The sequence below is a fragment of the Nocardia asteroides genome (assembly GCF_900637185.1).
GTDB classification, from domain to species: domain Bacteria; phylum Actinomycetota; class Actinomycetes; order Mycobacteriales; family Mycobacteriaceae; genus Nocardia; species Nocardia asteroides.
This window is the reverse complement of sequence record NZ_LR134352.1, coordinates 1,953,324-1,969,342: the sequence shown is the minus strand read 5'-3', so window position 1 is coordinate 1,969,342 and position 16,019 is coordinate 1,953,324. Positions and strand designations below refer to the sequence as shown.

Sequence of the window (16,019 nt, the reverse complement as noted above, 5' to 3'; positions counted from 1 at the left end):
CTTCCACTTAATAAACGGCCACATTTCGATCATCAAACCCGCCACTAGCTGGGGCGATCGAGATAACGCCGCGCAACCTGCGTCAGCGGCAGCGGTTCGGGTCGAGCACCGCACAGCGCGCGGTCGAGGTCAACATGCGGCGGCCCCCCGGCGGATTCGCCGAGGGGCCGTGAGAAGCGCTGGGGTGCTGAGGATCAGCGCAGGATCTGGCGGGACATGACCAGGCGCTGGATCTGGTTGGTGCCCTCGTAGATCTGGGTGATCTTGGCGTCGCGCATCATGCGCTCGACCGGGAAGTCGGTGGTGTAGCCGGCGCCACCGAACAGCTGGACGGCGTTGGTGGTGACCTCCATGGCCACGTCGGAGGCGAAGCACTTGGCGGCGGCGGAGATGAAGCCGAGGTTCTTCTCACCACGCTCGGCGCGGGCCGCGGAGGTGTAGACCATGAGGCGGGCGGCCTCGACCTTCATCGCCATGTCGGCCAGCATGAACTGGGTGTTCTGGAAGTCGGCGATGGCCTTGCCGAACTGCTTGCGGTCCTTGGTGTAGGCGATCGCGGCGTCCAGGGCACCCTGTGCCAGGCCCACGGCCTGCGCGCCGATGGTCGGGCGGGTGTGGTCCAGGGTCTGCAGCGCGGTCTTGAAACCGGTGCCGGGCTCGCCGACGATGCGGTCACCGGGGACGCGGCAGTTCTCGAAGTACAGCTCGGCGGTGGGCGAACCCTTGATGCCCAGCTTGTGCTCGAGCGGGCCCACGACGAAGCCCTCGTCGTCCTTGTGGACCATGAACGAGGAGATGCCGTTGGCACCCTTCTCGGCGTCGGTCACGGCCATCACGGTGTACCACTCGGACTTGCCGCCGTTGGTGATCCAGCACTTGGAGCCGTTGATGATCCAGTCGTCGCCGTCGGCCTTGGCGCGGGTGCGCATGGAGGCGGCGTCGGAGCCGGCCTCGCGCTCGGACAGCGCGTAGGATGCCATCTTGCCGTTCACCAGGTCGCCGAGGACCTTCTGCTTGAGCTCCTCGGAGCCGTTGAGGATCAGGCCCATGGTGCCCAGCTTGTTCACGGCCGGGATCAGCGAGGCCGAACCACAGACGCGGGCGACCTCCTCGATGACGATACAGGTGGCGACCGAGTCGGCGCCCTGGCCGCCGTAGGCCTCGGGCACGTGCACGGCGTTGAAGCCGGCGGCGTTGAGGGCGGTCAGCGCCTCCTCGGGGAAGCGGGCGTTGCCGTCGACGTCCTTGGCGTAGGGAGCGATCTCCTTCTCGGCGAGGCCACGGATGGCGCCGCGGAGCTCATCGTGGAAGTCCTCGAGCTGGAACAGGTTGAAATCCGGGTTTCCCGCCATCGGGCACTCTCCTGGTCGTCGTGGTGATCAGCGTGGCTTGCATCGGCACCGAGTGCCAATCCAGTCTGGATTATACGCCCCACCCTTCCGCGCTACATGGGGATATACCCGTGGCACTCAGTGTCACCGTGGGCGCTGGTCGCCGGAACGGCGGTCACAGGTTACCCAGCTGGGCGGTGATCCGGTCGGCCACCTCACGCGGCGGCATGTCCCGCGGGAACACCGCGACCACCAGCTCCTCACGCGGGCCCTCCCGCCTGCCGCGCGGGATCGCGGCCAGCTCGGTGCGCAGATCGGCGACCTCGGCCGCCGGTTCCCCGCGCACCATCCGGCGCAGCAGGTAGTTGTGGGTGGCGGTCACCGCCGCGGCGAACTGCACCCGCGCGAGGTCGGGCACCTCGGGCAGGCGGTCCCGCAGGAAATCGGTGAACAGGCGTTCGTAGCGGAACACCGTGACGATCTCGCGCTCGCGCAGCGCGGGGACCCGCCGCACCACCTGGTACCGGCGCGCGGCGATGTCACGCCACTGGGTGAACCGCTCGAACACCCCGAGCACCGCCTCGCACACCGCGTCCCAGGCGTCGCCCTCGGCCCGCGCCAGCGACTCCGCGGCCAGGGCGAGCTGGAACTCGTGATCGGCGAAGATCACGTCCTCCTTGGACCGGAACTGCCGGAAGAAGGTCCGCCGGGAAATCCCCGCCGCCACCGCGATCTCGTCCACCGTCGTCGCCTCGTACCCCCGTTCGGCGAACAACCGCAACGCCTGATCCACCACCGTGAGCCGGAACTGCGCCGCGTCGTCGTGTGCCACTCGGTCAACGTTAGCCACCGCCCCGCAACCCGCTCCAGCCAGGCAACCACCAGCACCACGCCGCCGAACGCGGCTCGTGGGGCCGGGTCAGCCGAGGAGCTTGGTGCGGAGGGCGGCGTCCTTGTCGAGGACCATCTGTTCGAGGGAAGCCTGGAACTGTTCCATGCGGGCGCGCAGGGCGGGGTCATGGGCGGCGAGGATGCGGACGGCGAGCAGGCCGGCGTTGCGGGCGCCGCCGATGGAGACGGTGGCGACGGGGACGCCTGCGGGCATCTGCACGATCGAGAGCAGGGAATCCATGCCGTCGAGGTACTTCAGCGGGACCGGGACACCGATCACCGGCAGCGGCGTGGCCGAGGCGACCATGCCGGGCAGGTGGGCGGCGCCACCCGCGCCCGCGATGATGGCCTGCAGACCGCGGCCCGCGGCCTCCTTGGCGTAGTCGAGCATGCGCTGCGGGGTGCGATGCGCGGAGACCACGCCGACCTCGAAGCGGACGCCGAACTCGGCCAGCGCCTCGGCGGCGGCCTCCATCGTCGGCCAGTCCGAATCGCTGCCCATGATCAGGCCGACCTGGGGACCGTTGGTGCTCATGCTCTGCCTTTCTGCGGCTGGCGCCGCGGGGTTCCGGCCTCGTGACCTCGTCGCCGAGAGGCGATACTGCGCCTGCGGCGTTACGTCTCGCCTCTCGGCGACGAGGCGGCCGAAACCCGGGGGTGGTGGGGTGGGTGAGTGGCTCTCGGTCAGGCGGCGCCGTGCGGGTCCCAGCCGTCGGTCCACACCGCGTGCGACATCCAGTGCGCCGCGCGTTCGGCCTTCTCCCGCGTCTCGGTGACATCGTCGCCGAGCACGTTGACGTGGCCGATCTTGCGGTCGGGCCGCTCGCCCTTGCCGTAGAGGTGGACCTTCGCCTCGGGCAGCCGGGCGAACAGGTGGTGCAGCCGCTCGTCCATCGGCATCGCGGGGGCCTCGGGGGCGCCCAGGATGTTGGCCATCACCGTCACCGGCGCGAGCGGGGTGGTGTCGCCGAGCGGGTAGTCCAGGACAGCGCGCAGGTGCTGTTCGAACTGGCCGGTGCAGGCGCCGTCCATGCCCCAGTGCCCGGAGTTGTGCGGGCGCATCGCCAGCTCGTTCACCAGCACCTCGCCGTCGTGGGTCTCGAACAGCTCGACGGCCATCACACCCACCACGCCGAGCCCGGCGGCCAGCTCCAGCGCCATCGTCTCGGCGCGGGCGGCCAGCTCCTCGGGCAGGTCGGGCGCGGGCGCGATGACGACCGCGCACTGACCGTTGCGCTGCACGGTCTCCACCACCGGCCAGGTCGCGGCCTGCCCGAACGGCGAGCGCGCCACCATGGCCGACAGCTCCCGCTTCAGGTCGACCTTGGCCTCGGCCAGCAGCTGCACGCCGTGCGCGAGCTGGTCGGTGACCAGGCGCTCGGCCTCGGCCGCGTCGGCGGGCATCCACACGCCGCGACCGTCATAGCCGCCGCGCACCGCCTTGAGGACGAACGGCCAGCCGTGCTCGTCACCGAAGGCGATGGCGTCGGCGGGCGCGGTGACCTCGGTGAACGCGGGCACCGGCAGACCCAGCCCGGACAGCTTGGCGCGCATGGCCAGCTTGTCCTGGGCGAAGATCAGCGCCTGCGGCGGCGGCGCCACATTGACGCCCTCGGCCACCAGCACCTCGAGGTGCGCGGTGGGGACGTGCTCGTGGTCGAAGGTCAGCGCGTGCGACCCGACCGCGGCTGCGCGCAGCGCGGACAGGTCGTCGTGGCTGCCGAGCACCACATCGGGTGTCACCTGCGCGGCCGGGTCCTCCGGCCGTTCGGCGAGGACCCGCAGACGCTGGCCGAGGGCGACCGCGGCCTGGTGCGTCATGCGCGCGAGCTGGCCACCACCGACCATCGTGACGGTGGGCATGGCAGACGGATCGAACGAACGTGCACTCACGTCGTGCAATGTTGTCATGTCGATCGCGAATCTCTGCTACCGGTACACTCGGAACTCGTGTCAATTGTCGACGGCGTGGTCAGCGCCCTTCCCCCGCGCCTGCGCGAGCTAGCGTTCCGGCATCAAGAGCTGATCAAGTTCGCCATCGTCGGTGCCACGACGTTCGTGATCGACAGCGGCTTGTTCTACCTCCTGAAATGGACGGTTCTGGCCGAGAAACCGGTCACCGCCAAGATCATTTCCGGCGTCGTCGCGGTGATCGCCTCCTACATTCTCAACCGGGAATGGTCGTTCAAGAATCGCGGCGGCCGGGAGAAGCACCACGAGGCGCTGCTGTTCTTCGGGGTCAGCGGCATCGGTGTCATCCTCAGCAATATCCCGCTGTGGATCTCGAGCTACGTCTTCGACCTGCGCCAGCCGAATGTGAGCTTCCTGGTCGAGAACGTCGCCGACTTCATCAGCGCGTTCGTCATCGGCAACCTGCTGCAGATGGCGTTCCGGTTCTGGGCCATGCGCCGCTGGGTGTTCCCGGACGAGATGAACGAGATCGTCGCCGAGCTCGAGGACCTCATCGAAGAGGAGCCCGAGCCGCTCGGCCGCAGCTGAGGTCAGCGCGGCTCGGTGAGGGTCGCGTTCGGGGATCGGTTCATCTTCGAGCCGAGGAACACCGCGAACAGCGCGGGGCGGCGGCGCTGCAACTCCAGCCGTCCGCCGTCGGCCTCCACCAGGGCGCGGGCCAGCGCCAGCCCCACACCGGTGGAACCGCCCGCCGAGAAGCCGCGATCGAAGACGTGCGGGGCGAGTTCGTCGCGGATGCCCTCGCCCTCGTCGGCGACCTCCACGCAGATCAGCGGATCGCGCGCGCTCATCGTGGGCACCGTGCGCACCGACACCGTGCAGGTGCCGCCGCCGTGCATCAGGGCATTGTCGACCAGCACCGCGACCGCCTCGCGCAGCCGGGAGCCGGTGATGGGGGCTCGCAGCGACTCGTCCCCGGTCAGGCGCAGTTCCCTGCCCTCCTCGGTGAACGGGTGTGCCCACTCGGCCACCACGCCGCGCAGTTCGGCCATCACCGGCACCGGGTCGCGGTCGGCGGCGTCCTCGTCGCGGGAGGCGCGGACCAGGTCGTCGATGGCGTCGGTGAGCCGGTCGACCTGGGCCATCGCCTCCTCCGCCTCGTGCACCACCTCCGGGTCGGCGTGCGTGGACAGCTCGTCCAGGCGCAGGCGCACGGCGGTGAGGCGGCTGCGCAGCTGATGCGAGACGTCGGCGACCAGCGCGTGCTCGCGCTGCAGGCGCCCGGCGATCTCGACGGTGGCCGAATCGAGCACGTCGGAGACGCGGTCCAGCTCGGCGATGCCGTGCCTGCGCGGGTCGGGCCGGAAGTCGCCCATGGCCAGCCGGGCGGCGCGATTGGCCACGTCGCGCAGCGGGTCGGCGACCCGGCGCGCGGTCACCACCGCCACCGAGAACGCGGCGCCGAGCGAGGCGAGCACCGCCAGCGCGACCGCGGCCACCGCCTGCTCCTGGCGCGCGTGCATCGGCCCGGCGGGCACCTCGAGCCGCAGCGAACCGGAGGTCCCCATGGACAGCGATTCCACCAGCGGATCGTCCACCTGGTCGACGCCGAGATCGGTGCGCGCGGCATTGTCGTGCGGCGCCGGATAGACGATGGTGAGCTTGCCGCCCTCGGGCACCAGCGCGCGCATGGTGCGCACGTCGAGGCCGTCGTGCACGGTGCCGTCGACGCGCTCCTGGGCGATCACCTCGGCGGCCACCTGTTCCAGGCGGCTCTGCAGGTCGTTGCGGGTGATGTCCTCCACCCACAGCCACGCCGTGTAGATCAGCGGCACGCCGAGCACCACCGTGGTGATGGTCAGCACGGTCAGGATCGAGCGCAGGATGCGGCGGCGCACTGCCCGGATCAGCCCCGGCCCGCGCTGGAGGGACCGTCGGTGTTGAGCCGGAACCCGACCCCGCGCACGGTGACGATGCGCCGCTCCGCCATCGGGCCCTCGTCGCCGATCTTGCGGCGCAACCAGGACATGTGCATGTCGAGGGTCTTGGAGCCGCGCAGATCGGCGTCGCCCCACACCTCGCGCAGGATGGTCTCGCGCGGCACCACCTGACCGGCCCGGTCGATGAGCACCTTGAGCAGCTCGTACTCCTTGTTGGCCAGGTTCACCTCGGCGCCGTTCACCAGCACCCGGCGCGCGGCGGGTTCGAGCCGGATGCCGCCGACCTCCACCGCGTCGTCGCCGATCCCGCTGCGCCGCAGCAGGGCGCGCACCCGGGCCAGCAGCTCGGCCAGCCGGAACGGCTTGCCGACGTAGTCGTCGGCGCCCGCGTCCAGGCCGACCACGAAGTCCACCTCGTCGGTGCGCGCGGTGAGCATCAGCACCGCCAGATCGGCGCCGCTGGCCCTGACCTGGCGGCACACCTCGAGCCCGTCCATGCCGGGCAGGCCCAGATCGAGGATGAGCAGGTCGTGGTCGCCTTCGAGGGCGCGGCGCAGCACCGCGGGCCCGAACCGTTCGACGGTGACGGTGTAGCCCTCGCGGCCCAGGGCCCGGGACAGCGGCGCGGCGATCGCCTCGTCGTCTTCGGCGAGCAGTACGGCGGTCATGTGCTCAGATTACGGTCGGTGGCGGCGGTGGGCCGACAGCTCACCGATAACCACCCCAGGACTGGTCGCGGCGGCTGCTGCCCGCCTCGAACACCTCGTGATAGAGCAGCGCGTGCACCTGCTGCACCTGGGGGATGTCGTCGTATTCGAGCGGCTCCTCCGACGACGAGCCGATGATCAGCGTGCCGGTGCCGAGCATCCGGTCGAAGACCCCGTGCTGGAACTGCACGCTGGAGATGCGGCTGAGCGGGATGTCGATGCCGGTGTGGGTGATCACGCCCTGCCGGACCAGCACCCGCCGGTCGGTGATGATGAAGTGCGTGGACTTCCAGGCGATCACCTTGCCGACGCAGCGCCACAGGATCAGCCCGAGCCAGATCAGGCCGATCAGCAGCAACAGCACCGTGCGCACGCTGCCCTCGGTGTTGCGCCAGGCCAGGCCGCCGAGGAAGCCGGCGATCGCGGTGCCGCCGATGAGTGTGACGACGGGCCACACCAGCATCTTCCAGTGCGGGTGGCGGTGCAGGATCAGCTGTTCGTCGGGCGCGAGAACGTCCTCCGGGTACCCCATGGCCGAACAGTACCCCGTTGCGACGGTGCATTTCTCGATGCCACGGCCGAGGCGATAGTGTTGTTTCCACGCTAGATGCCAGGTTTTGCCCATATCTGCTTGCTCGACACCCGACAGTGGAGGCACGCGTGACCAAAGCTCTGACTCAGCTCGAAATTCTCACGGCGCTGGAACCGGTCGCCGAACAGAATCTGAACCGGCACCTGTCCATCGCCAAGGACTGGAATCCGCACGATTACGTGCCGTGGGAAGAAGGCCGCAATTTCGCCGCCATGGGCGGAATCGATTGGGAGCCCGAACAATCCCGGCTCTCCGATGTCGCCAAGGCCGCGATGATCACCAACCTGCTCACCGAGGACAATCTCCCGTCCTACCACCGTGAGATCGCCGAGAACTTCTCCCAGGACGGCGCCTGGGGTACCTGGGTCGGTCGCTGGACCGCCGAGGAGAACCGGCACGGCATCGTCATCCGCGATTATCTGGTCGTCACCCGCGGCGTCGACCCGGTGGCGCTGGAAGAGGCCAGGATGATCCACATGACCCAGGGCGCGCACGCCCCGGCGAACTGGGGCGGATTCCTGGTCAACGTCGCGTACGTGACGTTCCAGGAGCTGGCCACCCGGGTCAGCCACCGCAACACCGGCCGCGTCTGCGACGACCCGGTCGCCGACCGCATGCTGGCCCGCGTCGCCACCGACGAGAACCTGCACATGATCTTCTACCGCAACCTCTGCGGCGCGGCCCTGGACCTGGTCCCCGACCAGGCGATGCCCGCGATCACCAAGGTGCTCACCAACTTCCAGATGCCCGGCGCGGGGATGCCGAACTGGCGGCGCAACGGCGTGCTGATGGCCAAGCACGGCATCTACGACCTGCGCCAGCACCTCGACGAGGTGGTGGCGCCGGTGCTCAAGCAGTGGAACATCTTCGACCGCACCGATTTCGGGCCCGCGGGCGAGGCGGCGCGCGACGAGCTGGCCCAGTTCATGGCCAAGCTGGAGAAGGACGTCCTCAAGTTCGAGGAGCAGCGCGATCGGCTGCTGGCTCGCGAACGCGAGGTCGCCGAGCGCGACAGCGTCGCCGCGGGAGCCGCGGCCCGCTGATCCGGGGACGTCCGGGGCCGGGCCGCGAGTAACACGCGGCACCGGCCGCCGTCAGTACTGGCCGCGCAGGTGGGACACGTCGCCCGCCGAGACGGCCCGCTCGCCGATGAGCAGCCTGCCGGTGTCGTCGACGCCCGTCGCGATCCCGGCCAGGACCTGACCGCCCGGCAGCTCGGCCTTGACCTCGAGGCCGATGGTGGCGCAGCGCTCCCGGTAGGCGGCGGCCAGCTCGGTCGTCGCCCAGCCCGCCCGCTGCCAGGCGGTGAACCGGGTGGCGAACTCGGTCAGGATGGCGGCGACCAGGTCGGTCCGGTCGACGGCGACACCGGCCAGGGCCAGCGAAGTCGCGTGCGGGACAGGCAGTTCGGACTCGGCCAGGTCGACGTTGAGGCCGATGCCGACCACCACGGCGGGGGCGGCGCCCGTCGCGGCCACCTCGGCCAGGATGCCGGCCAGCTTGCGGCCGCCGAGGAGCACGTCGTTGGGCCACTTCAGATCCGCGGCCGCGCCGGTCGCGGACCGCAGCGCGTCGACCACCGCCACACCGGTGAGCAGCGGGAGCCAGCCCAGCGTGGTCGGATCGATGCCGGGCAGCCGGACCAGGATCGACAGCGAGATCTGCGCGCGCGGCGGGCTCACCCAGGCCCGGGCGTGCCTGCCGCGACCGCGCACCTGTTCCTCGGCGAGCAGGGCCTGCCGGTCGACGGTCGAGTCGGCGGCTCTGGCGACCAGATCGGCGTTGGTCGATCCGGTCGACTCGACGACCTCGATCCGGTCGTAGAACGCCAGCGGCCCGCCGGCCGGAAAACCGCGCAGACGAGACGCGTCGATCGGTGCCCTGTTCATTCCCGGCACGCTACCCGCCCGGGTAAAACGCCAGCGTGAGCGCGGCTAGCAGGGGTTTCTGTACTGGCCGGTAGGCGAGACTGCCGTAGTGCGACGTGGTGTCACTCGTTACACTCGCAACCCATGACGAGTGTCCAGCAGCAGCCCGCATCGGAATCGGCGGGCGCCCCCGATATCCACACCACCGCCGGGAAGCTGGCTGACCTGCGGAATCGGCTGGAAGAAGCGCAACACCCGATGGGTGAGGCCGCGGTCGACAAGGTGCACGCCAAGGGCAAGATGACCGCGCGCGAGCGCATCCTGGCCCTGGTCGACGAAGGTTCCTTCGTCGAGCTCGACGCCCTGGCCAAGCACCGCAGCGTGAACTTCGGCCTGGAGAACAACCGCCCGCTCGGCGACGGCGTGGTGACCGGTTACGGCACCATCGACGGCCGCGACGTGTGCCTGTTCTCGCAGGACGTCACCGTGTTCGGCGGCTCGCTCGGCGAGGTGTACGGCGAGAAGATCGTCAAGGTCATGGACCTGGCCATCAAGACCGGCCGTCCGCTGGTCGGCATCAACGAGGGCGCCGGCGCGCGCATCCAGGAGGGCGTGGTCTCCCTGGGCCTCTACGGCGAGATCTTCCACCGCAACGTGCAGGCCTCCGGCGTGATCCCGCAGATCTCGCTGATCATGGGCCCGGCCGCCGGTGGCCACGTGTACTCCCCCGCGCTCACCGACTTCGTGGTGATGGTCGACCAGACCTCGCAGATGTTCGTCACCGGTCCCGACGTGATCAAGACCGTCACCGGTGAAGAGGTCACCATGGAGGACCTGGGTGGCGCGCACACCCACATGACCAAGTCCGGCGTGGCCCACTACGTGGCCTCCGGCGAGCAGGACGCCCTGGACTACGTCAAGGACCTGCTCAGCTACCTGCCGAGCAACAACCGTGCCGAGGCGCCCCGGCACGAGCCGAGCGACCCGATCCACGGCGCGATCGAGGACTCCCTCACCGACGAGGACCTCGAGCTCGACACGATCATCCCGGACTCGCCGAACCAGCCGTACGACATGCACGAGGTCATCACCCGGCTGCTCGACGACGACGAGTTCCTCGAAGTCCAGGCCGAGCGCGCGATGAACATCATCTGCGGTTTCGGTCGCGTCGACGGCCGCAGCGTCGGCATCGTCGCCAACCAGCCGACCCAGTTCGCCGGTTGCCTCGACATCGACGCCTCGGAGAAGGCCGCGCGCTTCGTGCGCACTTGCGACGCCTTCAACATCCCGATCATCACCCTGGTGGACGTGCCCGGCTTCCTGCCCGGCACCGGCCAGGAGTACAACGGCATCATCCGCCGCGGCGCGAAGCTGCTCTACGCCTACGGCGAGGCCACTGTGGGCAAGATCACGATCATCACGCGCAAGGCCTACGGCGGCGCCTACGACGTCATGGGTTCCAAGCACATGGGCGCCGATGTGAACCTGGCGTGGCCGACCGCGCAGATCGCCGTCATGGGTGCCTCCGGCGCCGTCGGCTTCGTCTACCGCAAGCAGCTGTCCGAGGCCGCCAAGAACGGCGCCGACGTGGACGCTCTGCGCCTCGAGCTGCAGAACGAGTACGAGGACACCCTCGTGAACCCGTACGTGGCGGCCGAGCGTGGCTACGTCGACGCGGTCATCCCGCCGTCGCACACCCGAGGCCAGATCGTGTCGGCCCTGCGGCTGCTCGAGCGCAAGATGGTGACCCTTCCGCCGAAGAAACACGGCAACATTCCGCTCTGAAAACGCGATATCCCCGGTAGGCCGCGCACACTTGTTGCTATGACGCAACAGTTGATCGTCGCGTTCCTACCGGGAATGATCGCGTCAACCGCGCTGTGACATCGAAGTACCACAGCCAGACCCCGGGGAGATCTCCCGGGCGAGGCAGGAAGGATCTGGCACTGTGACAACTGTGGCAGAAGAAGACGTGTTGACCGCCGCCGAGCTCGAGCTCGCCGTCGAACCACTCGTCGACGAGGTCGAGCAGTCTGTGAGCGCGGTTGCCGTCGAGCCCGCGGAAAGCCTCGGTGAGCCGATGTTCCGCATCGTGAAGGGCTCACCGACCGACGAGGACGTCGCGGCCCTGGTCGCCGTCCTGAGCGCGGCCGCCGCGAACGTCCCCGCGGGCGGCGCGACCGGACCGGTCGACAACTGGGGCCGCGCGACGCTGATGCATCGCGGTACCTCCCCGTTCTCGCCGTACGCGTACCCGATGCTGTCGCATCTGCGCTGATCGCCGGTGACCCGGCTGGTTCTGGCCTCCGCGTCCCCGGCCCGGCTCGGGATTCTGCGCACGGCGGGTATCGATCCCGTCGTGCGCGTCTCGGGTGTGGACGAGGACGCGGTCTCGGCCGCGCTACCCCCTGACACCTCCTCCTCCGGCGTCGTCGTCGCCCTGGCCCGTGCCAAGGCGGTCGACGTCGCCGCGTCGATTCCCGAACTCGCCGCCGACTGTGTCGTCGTCGGCTGCGATTCGATGCTGCTCGTCGACGGGCAGCTGCAAGGCAAACCGCACACCCCCGAGGTGGCGCGGGCGCGCTGGGCCGCGATGGCGGGCCGCAGCGCCGAGCTGCTGACCGGGCACTGTGTGCTGCGGCTGCGCGACGGCGAGATCGTCGCCGAGTCGGCCGAGTGCAGCGGCACCACGGTGCATTTCGCGAAACCGGAACCCGACGAACTCGACGCCTACATCGCCACCGGCGAGCCGCTGCAGGTCGCGGGCGCGTTCACCCTGGACGGGCTGGGCGGCTGGTTCGTGGACCGGATCGAGGGTGACCCGTCCAGCGTCATCGGGATCGGGCTACCGCTGTTGCGCAGGCTGCTCGAAGACGTCGGTGTCGGTGTCACGCAGCTGTGGCGGGACGCGCGGGCCTGACGGCGCGATCACCGGCTGTTCCCCGGTCGCGGCGGGTGTCGCCTGGGGGGCGGGGTTCTCGGCGCTCAGCGTGAGCTCCAGGCGGGCCGTGCACAGTTCCGGCTCCGCGAACGGGTGCAACCGCACGTCTACCCGGCCGCGTGCCCCGTTGCGTTCGAGCACTTCGCGCATGAGTCCCTGGTGCACACCGCACACGACCTCGGAGTGCGAGCGGGCCAGTTCCCGCAGCGGGCAGGCGGTGAGATTGATCTGCACGTGCTCCGGCGTCTCCCCCGCCGGGTCCTTCTCTGGCGCGAAGCCCAGCTCCGACATCAGCGACATGGTGATGTCCCTGGCGTCGGCCAGCGTCTCCACCGGGTGCGCGCCGATGTCCATGCGCGCTCCCCAGGCGCGGCCCGCGGCGACGGCGGCCGCGGCGCGGGTCACCGGATCGGGGCCGAGGTGGTCGGCGAGGACCTGGGCGAGTTCCTGATAGCCCACCGAGCGCTGCACGGCGCGATACCCGATGCGCGGGCGTCCACGGCCGCGCGGCGGCTGCTGGAACTGCCGGACGAGGGATTCGCGGGTGAGGACGTCGAGGTGGAATCGGACGGTGGTGACATGCTGTCCGGTGATCCGGGCCAGTTCCTGGGCGTCGAGGGGCTCGGTGGCGCCACGTAGGATCGCGAGCAGTCGGCGTCGCGGCCAAGAATCGGACATAGCTCACCCCTCCTCTCCAGAGACTTTATCGGACGGCTCTGCGCTTTATTCGACCATTGTGTCGATTCGTGATGTGCCGACACAGACATACCATCGGCTGCGACCCTGCACACTGTCACACCCGCCCATACTCTCGCGTGAAGGACCACACCGTGCCCGTCGCCCCGGATCCGCACCCCGCCTTCGGTTCCTACGCAGTCCCGCATCGATTGGTAACCACAGAATGGCTGTCCGCAAACATCGGTGTGCCCGGTTTGAAGATCATCGAGTCCAACGATGACATCCTGCTCTACGACATCGGCCATGTCCCCGGCGCGGTCAAGATCGACTGGCGTGGCGACCTGAGCGACCCGGTCACCCGCGATTACGTCGACGGCGCCCGGTTCACCGCCCTCATGCGGGCCAAGGGCATCTCCCGCGAGGACACCGTGGTGATCTACGGCGACCGCGGTAACGCCCAGGCCGCGCACACCGCCTGGATCTTCACCCTGTTCGGCCACGAGGACGTGCGCCTGCTCGACGGCGGCCGCGACGCCTGGATCTCCGAGGAACGCGACACCACTTTCGACCTGCCCTACCCGGCGCCCAGCGACTACCCCGAGGTCGAACGCGACGACAGCACCGCCCGCGCGTTCCGCGAACAGGTGCTGGCCCGCCTCGGCGACCCGCTGGTCGACGTGCGCTCGGCCCAGGAGTACTCGGGCGAGTCCGAGGACAAGCCGCTGGACCAGGAGTACGCGACGCTGCGCGGCGGCCACGTGCCCACCGCGGTGAACATCCCGTGGGCGCAGGCCTGCGCCGCCGACGGCCGCTTCCGGTCGCGCACCGAGCTCGACGAGCTCTACGGCGCCCTGCCGGACGCGGATCTGGTCGTGTACAGCCGCGTCGGCGAGCGGTCCAGCCACACCTGGTTCGTCCTGACCTTCCTGCTCGGCCGCAGGTCGGTGCGCAATTACGACGGTTCCTGGATCGAATGGGGCAACTCGGTGCGGCTGCCGATCAGCCGGGGCGCCGAACCGGGCACCGCGGTCACACTTAATTGAAACGAGTTCACATCACACTGTGACGAGTACTGTGACCTGCGACCTACTCGACGGTAGGGCTAGCCGAGTTCGGGCCGAATTGGCACACTGCCTACACTCGCCCGAGACGAAAGTTGTCGACCGGGCACGGGGCCTACACGGCGACCCGTTCCCCGAAGCGACCAAAGATTGCACACAGGAGGCTCAGTGCCCAGCCATGCCAGCGCACGGATCACGAAGGTACTCGTAGCTAACCGCGGCGAGATCGCGGTCCGCGTGATCCGGGCTGCCAAGGACGCGGGGATCACCAGCGTCGCGGTGTACGCCGAGCCCGATGCCGACGCTCCCTTCGTGAAGCTCGCCGACGAGGCGTTCGCCCTCGGCGGTCAGACCTCGGCCGAGTCGTACCTCGTGTTCGACAAGATCCTCGACGCCGCCGCCAAGTCCGGCGCCGACGCGATCCACCCGGGTTACGGCTTCCTCTCCGAGAACGCCGACTTCGCCCAGGCCGTCCTCGACGCCGGGCTCATCTGGATCGGCCCCTCGCCGCAGTCCATCCGCGACCTGGGCGACAAGGTCACCGCGCGCCACATCGCCGAGCGCGCCAGCGCGCCGATGGCCGCCGGTACCAAGGACCCCGTCAAGAACGCCGACGAGGTCGTCGCGTTCGCCAAGGAGTACGGCGTTCCCGTCGCCATCAAGGCGGCGTTCGGTGGCGGTGGCCGCGGCATGAAGGTCGCGCACACCATCGAGGAAATTCCCGAGCTGTTCGAGTCGGCCACCCGTGAGGCCATCGCCGCCTTCGGCCGTGGCGAGTGCTTCGTCGAGCAGTACCTGGACAAGGCCCGCCACGTCGAGGCCCAGGTCATTGCCGACCAGCACGGCAACGTGGTCGTCGCCGGTACCCGCGACTGCTCGCTGCAGCGCCGCTTCCAGAAGCTCGTCGAGGAGGCGCCCGCGCCGTTCCTGTCCGACGAGGTCCGCGCCAAGATCCACGACTCCGCCAAGCGCATCTGCCGCGAGGCCGGCTACTACGGCGCGGGCACCGTGGAGTACCTGGTGCAGGGCGAGACCGTGTCCTTCCTCGAGGTGAACACCCGCCTGCAGGTGGAGCACCCGGTCACCGAGGAGACCGCGGGCATCGACCTGGTGCGTCAGCAGTTCCGCATCGCCAACGGCGAAGAACTGACCATCAAGGAAGACCCCACCCCGCGCGGCCACTCGTTCGAGTTCCGGATCAACGGTGAGGACGCCGGCCGCGGCTTCCTGCCCGCCCCCGGCCCGGTCAGCGTGTACCGCGAGCCCACCGGCCCCGGCGTGCGCGTCGACTCCGGCGTCGTCGAGGGCAGCGTCATCGGCGGTCAGTTCGACTCGATGCTGGCCAAGCTGATCGTCACCGGCGAGAACCGCGAGCAGGCCCTGCAGCGCGCCCGGCGCGCGCTGGCCGAGTTCGAGGTCGACGGCCTGGCCACGGTCATCCCGTTCCACCGCGCGATCGTCGAGGACCCGGCGTTCATCGGCGACGGCGAGAAGTTCGACGTCTACACCAAGTGGATCGAAACCGAGTGGAAGAACACCGTCGAGCCGTTCACGGCCGGTGGCGTCACCGAGGACGACGAAGAGGCCCTGCCGCGGCAGAAGGTCGTCGTCGAGGTCGGTGGCCGTCGCGTCGAGGTGTCGCTGCCCGGTCAGTTCACCCTCGGCGGCGGCGCGGCGGGCTCGGCCGGTAACGGCGCGGGCGTCATCCGCAAGAAGCCGAAGGCGCGCAAGCGTGGCGGCGCCGGTGCCGGTGCGGCCTCCGGTGACGCGGTCACCGCGCCCATGCAGGGCACCGTCGTGAAGGTCGCGGTCGAAGAGGGCCAGACCGTCGAGGCGGGCGACCTGATCGTGGTGCTCGAGGCCATGAAGATGGAGAACCCGGTCAACGCGCACAAGGCGGGTGTCGTCACCGGCCTGGCCGTGGAGGCGGGCGCCGCGATCACCCAGGGCACCGTCCTGGCGGAGATCAAGTAGAAGGTAGTTCCCCGACGGGCGCCGGTCGATCACGACCGGCGCCCGTCGGCGTTTTCCGACGCTCCGGCAACGGGCGCCCTGGCCTGGGTGAACGGGCGGCGAAGATCGCCTTTCCGGCCCGGCCG

Annotated in this window: 16 protein-coding genes; 7 read left to right on the top strand and 9 right to left on the bottom strand. The window is 69.6% G+C overall.

Translation table 11 applies throughout. The features are described from left to right. Positions 1–194: 194 nt before the first annotated feature. From EL493_RS09185 to EL493_RS09170, 4 genes are all read right to left on the bottom strand, one after another. On the bottom strand, positions 195–1,352 hold the full coding sequence (locus EL493_RS09185) for an acyl-CoA dehydrogenase (protein ID WP_019045316.1): 1,158 nt from the start codon (positions 1,350–1,352) through the stop codon (positions 195–197). 154 nt (positions 1,353–1,506) lie between these two features. After that, on the bottom strand, positions 1,507–2,163 hold the full coding sequence (locus tag EL493_RS09180; protein ID WP_019045315.1) for a TetR family transcriptional regulator: 657 nt from the start codon (positions 2,161–2,163) through the stop codon (positions 1,507–1,509). 87 nt (positions 2,164–2,250) lie between these two features. Beyond that, positions 2,251–2,757 carry a 5-(carboxyamino)imidazole ribonucleotide mutase gene (gene purE / locus EL493_RS09175; RefSeq protein ID WP_019045314.1) on the bottom strand — a complete coding sequence of 169 codons (507 nt, stop codon included), beginning with the start codon at positions 2,755–2,757 and terminating at the stop codon, positions 2,251–2,253. 149 nt (positions 2,758–2,906) lie between these two features. Continuing rightward, positions 2,907–4,133: a 5-(carboxyamino)imidazole ribonucleotide synthase gene (locus tag EL493_RS09170; RefSeq protein WP_022567374.1), complete on the bottom strand. Its 1,227-nt coding sequence runs from the start codon at positions 4,131–4,133 to the stop codon at positions 2,907–2,909. Between the two features lie 39 nt (positions 4,134–4,172). Between EL493_RS09170 and EL493_RS09165 the strand changes: the two genes are divergently transcribed. Next, positions 4,173–4,721, top strand: coding sequence for a GtrA family protein (locus EL493_RS09165; RefSeq protein ID WP_022567373.1), 549 nt, complete (start codon positions 4,173–4,175; stop codon positions 4,719–4,721). A 2-nt stretch (positions 4,722–4,723) separates the two neighbouring features. Here the strand turns inward: EL493_RS09165 and EL493_RS09160 are convergent, their stop codons facing one another. Genes EL493_RS09160 through EL493_RS09150 form a run of 3 tightly spaced genes read right to left on the bottom strand, consistent with a single transcriptional unit; the run spans position 4,724 to position 7,312 of the window. Next, positions 4,724–6,031, bottom strand: coding sequence for a sensor histidine kinase (locus EL493_RS09160; RefSeq protein ID WP_019045311.1), 1,308 nt, complete (start codon positions 6,029–6,031; stop codon positions 4,724–4,726). Positions 6,032–6,039: 8 nt separating this feature from the next. Further along, positions 6,040–6,741 carry a response regulator transcription factor gene (locus EL493_RS09155; protein ID WP_019045310.1) on the bottom strand — a complete coding sequence of 234 codons (702 nt, stop codon included), beginning with the start codon at positions 6,739–6,741 and terminating at the stop codon, positions 6,040–6,042. A gap of 40 nt (positions 6,742–6,781) precedes the next feature. Further along, positions 6,782–7,312, bottom strand: a complete 531-nt coding sequence (locus EL493_RS09150; RefSeq protein ID WP_019045309.1) for a PH domain-containing protein — start codon at positions 7,310–7,312, stop codon at positions 6,782–6,784. 128 nt (positions 7,313–7,440) lie between these two features. Between EL493_RS09150 and EL493_RS09145 the strand changes: the two genes are divergently transcribed. After that, positions 7,441–8,415 (top strand): acyl-ACP desaturase, encoded by a 975-nt coding sequence (locus tag EL493_RS09145; RefSeq protein WP_019045308.1) that lies wholly within the window; start codon positions 7,441–7,443, stop codon positions 8,413–8,415. Between the two features lie 51 nt (positions 8,416–8,466). Here the strand turns inward: EL493_RS09145 and EL493_RS09140 are convergent, their stop codons facing one another. Beyond that, positions 8,467–9,261, bottom strand: coding sequence for a biotin--[acetyl-CoA-carboxylase] ligase (locus EL493_RS09140; protein ID WP_019045307.1), 795 nt, complete (start codon positions 9,259–9,261; stop codon positions 8,467–8,469). Between the two features lie 123 nt (positions 9,262–9,384). On the opposite strand from EL493_RS09140, the gene EL493_RS09135 reads away from it, so the two are divergent. The 3 genes from EL493_RS09135 to EL493_RS09125 all read left to right on the top strand — a co-directional run bounded on the left by EL493_RS09135 (position 9,385) and on the right by EL493_RS09125 (position 12,160). Beyond that, positions 9,385–11,025, top strand: coding sequence for an acyl-CoA carboxylase subunit beta (locus EL493_RS09135; RefSeq protein WP_019045306.1), 1,641 nt, complete (start codon positions 9,385–9,387; stop codon positions 11,023–11,025). 163 nt (positions 11,026–11,188) lie between these two features. Then, complete coding sequence (locus EL493_RS09130) at positions 11,189–11,518, top strand: acyl-CoA carboxylase epsilon subunit (protein WP_030200323.1); 330 nt, start codon at positions 11,189–11,191, stop codon at positions 11,516–11,518. Positions 11,519–11,524: 6 nt separating this feature from the next. Next, on the top strand, positions 11,525–12,160 hold the full coding sequence (locus EL493_RS09125) for a Maf family protein (protein WP_019045304.1): 636 nt from the start codon (positions 11,525–11,527) through the stop codon (positions 12,158–12,160). On the opposite strand, the gene EL493_RS09120 is transcribed toward EL493_RS09125, so the two are convergent. Next, positions 12,086–12,859 (bottom strand): helix-turn-helix transcriptional regulator, encoded by a 774-nt coding sequence (locus EL493_RS09120; protein ID WP_019045303.1) that lies wholly within the window; start codon positions 12,857–12,859, stop codon positions 12,086–12,088. The genes EL493_RS09125 and EL493_RS09120 overlap by 75 nt on opposite strands. 152 nt (positions 12,860–13,011) lie before the next feature. Between EL493_RS09120 and EL493_RS09115 the strand changes: the two genes are divergently transcribed. Together EL493_RS09115 and EL493_RS09110 are read left to right on the top strand one after the other, a co-directional pair. After that, on the top strand, positions 13,012–13,902 hold the full coding sequence (locus EL493_RS09115) for a sulfurtransferase (protein ID WP_022567371.1): 891 nt from the start codon (positions 13,012–13,014) through the stop codon (positions 13,900–13,902). Between the two features lie 186 nt (positions 13,903–14,088). Further along, positions 14,089–15,894 (top strand): acetyl/propionyl/methylcrotonyl-CoA carboxylase subunit alpha, encoded by a 1,806-nt coding sequence (locus tag EL493_RS09110; RefSeq protein WP_022567370.1) that lies wholly within the window; start codon positions 14,089–14,091, stop codon positions 15,892–15,894. Positions 15,895–16,019: the final 125 nt, after the last annotated feature.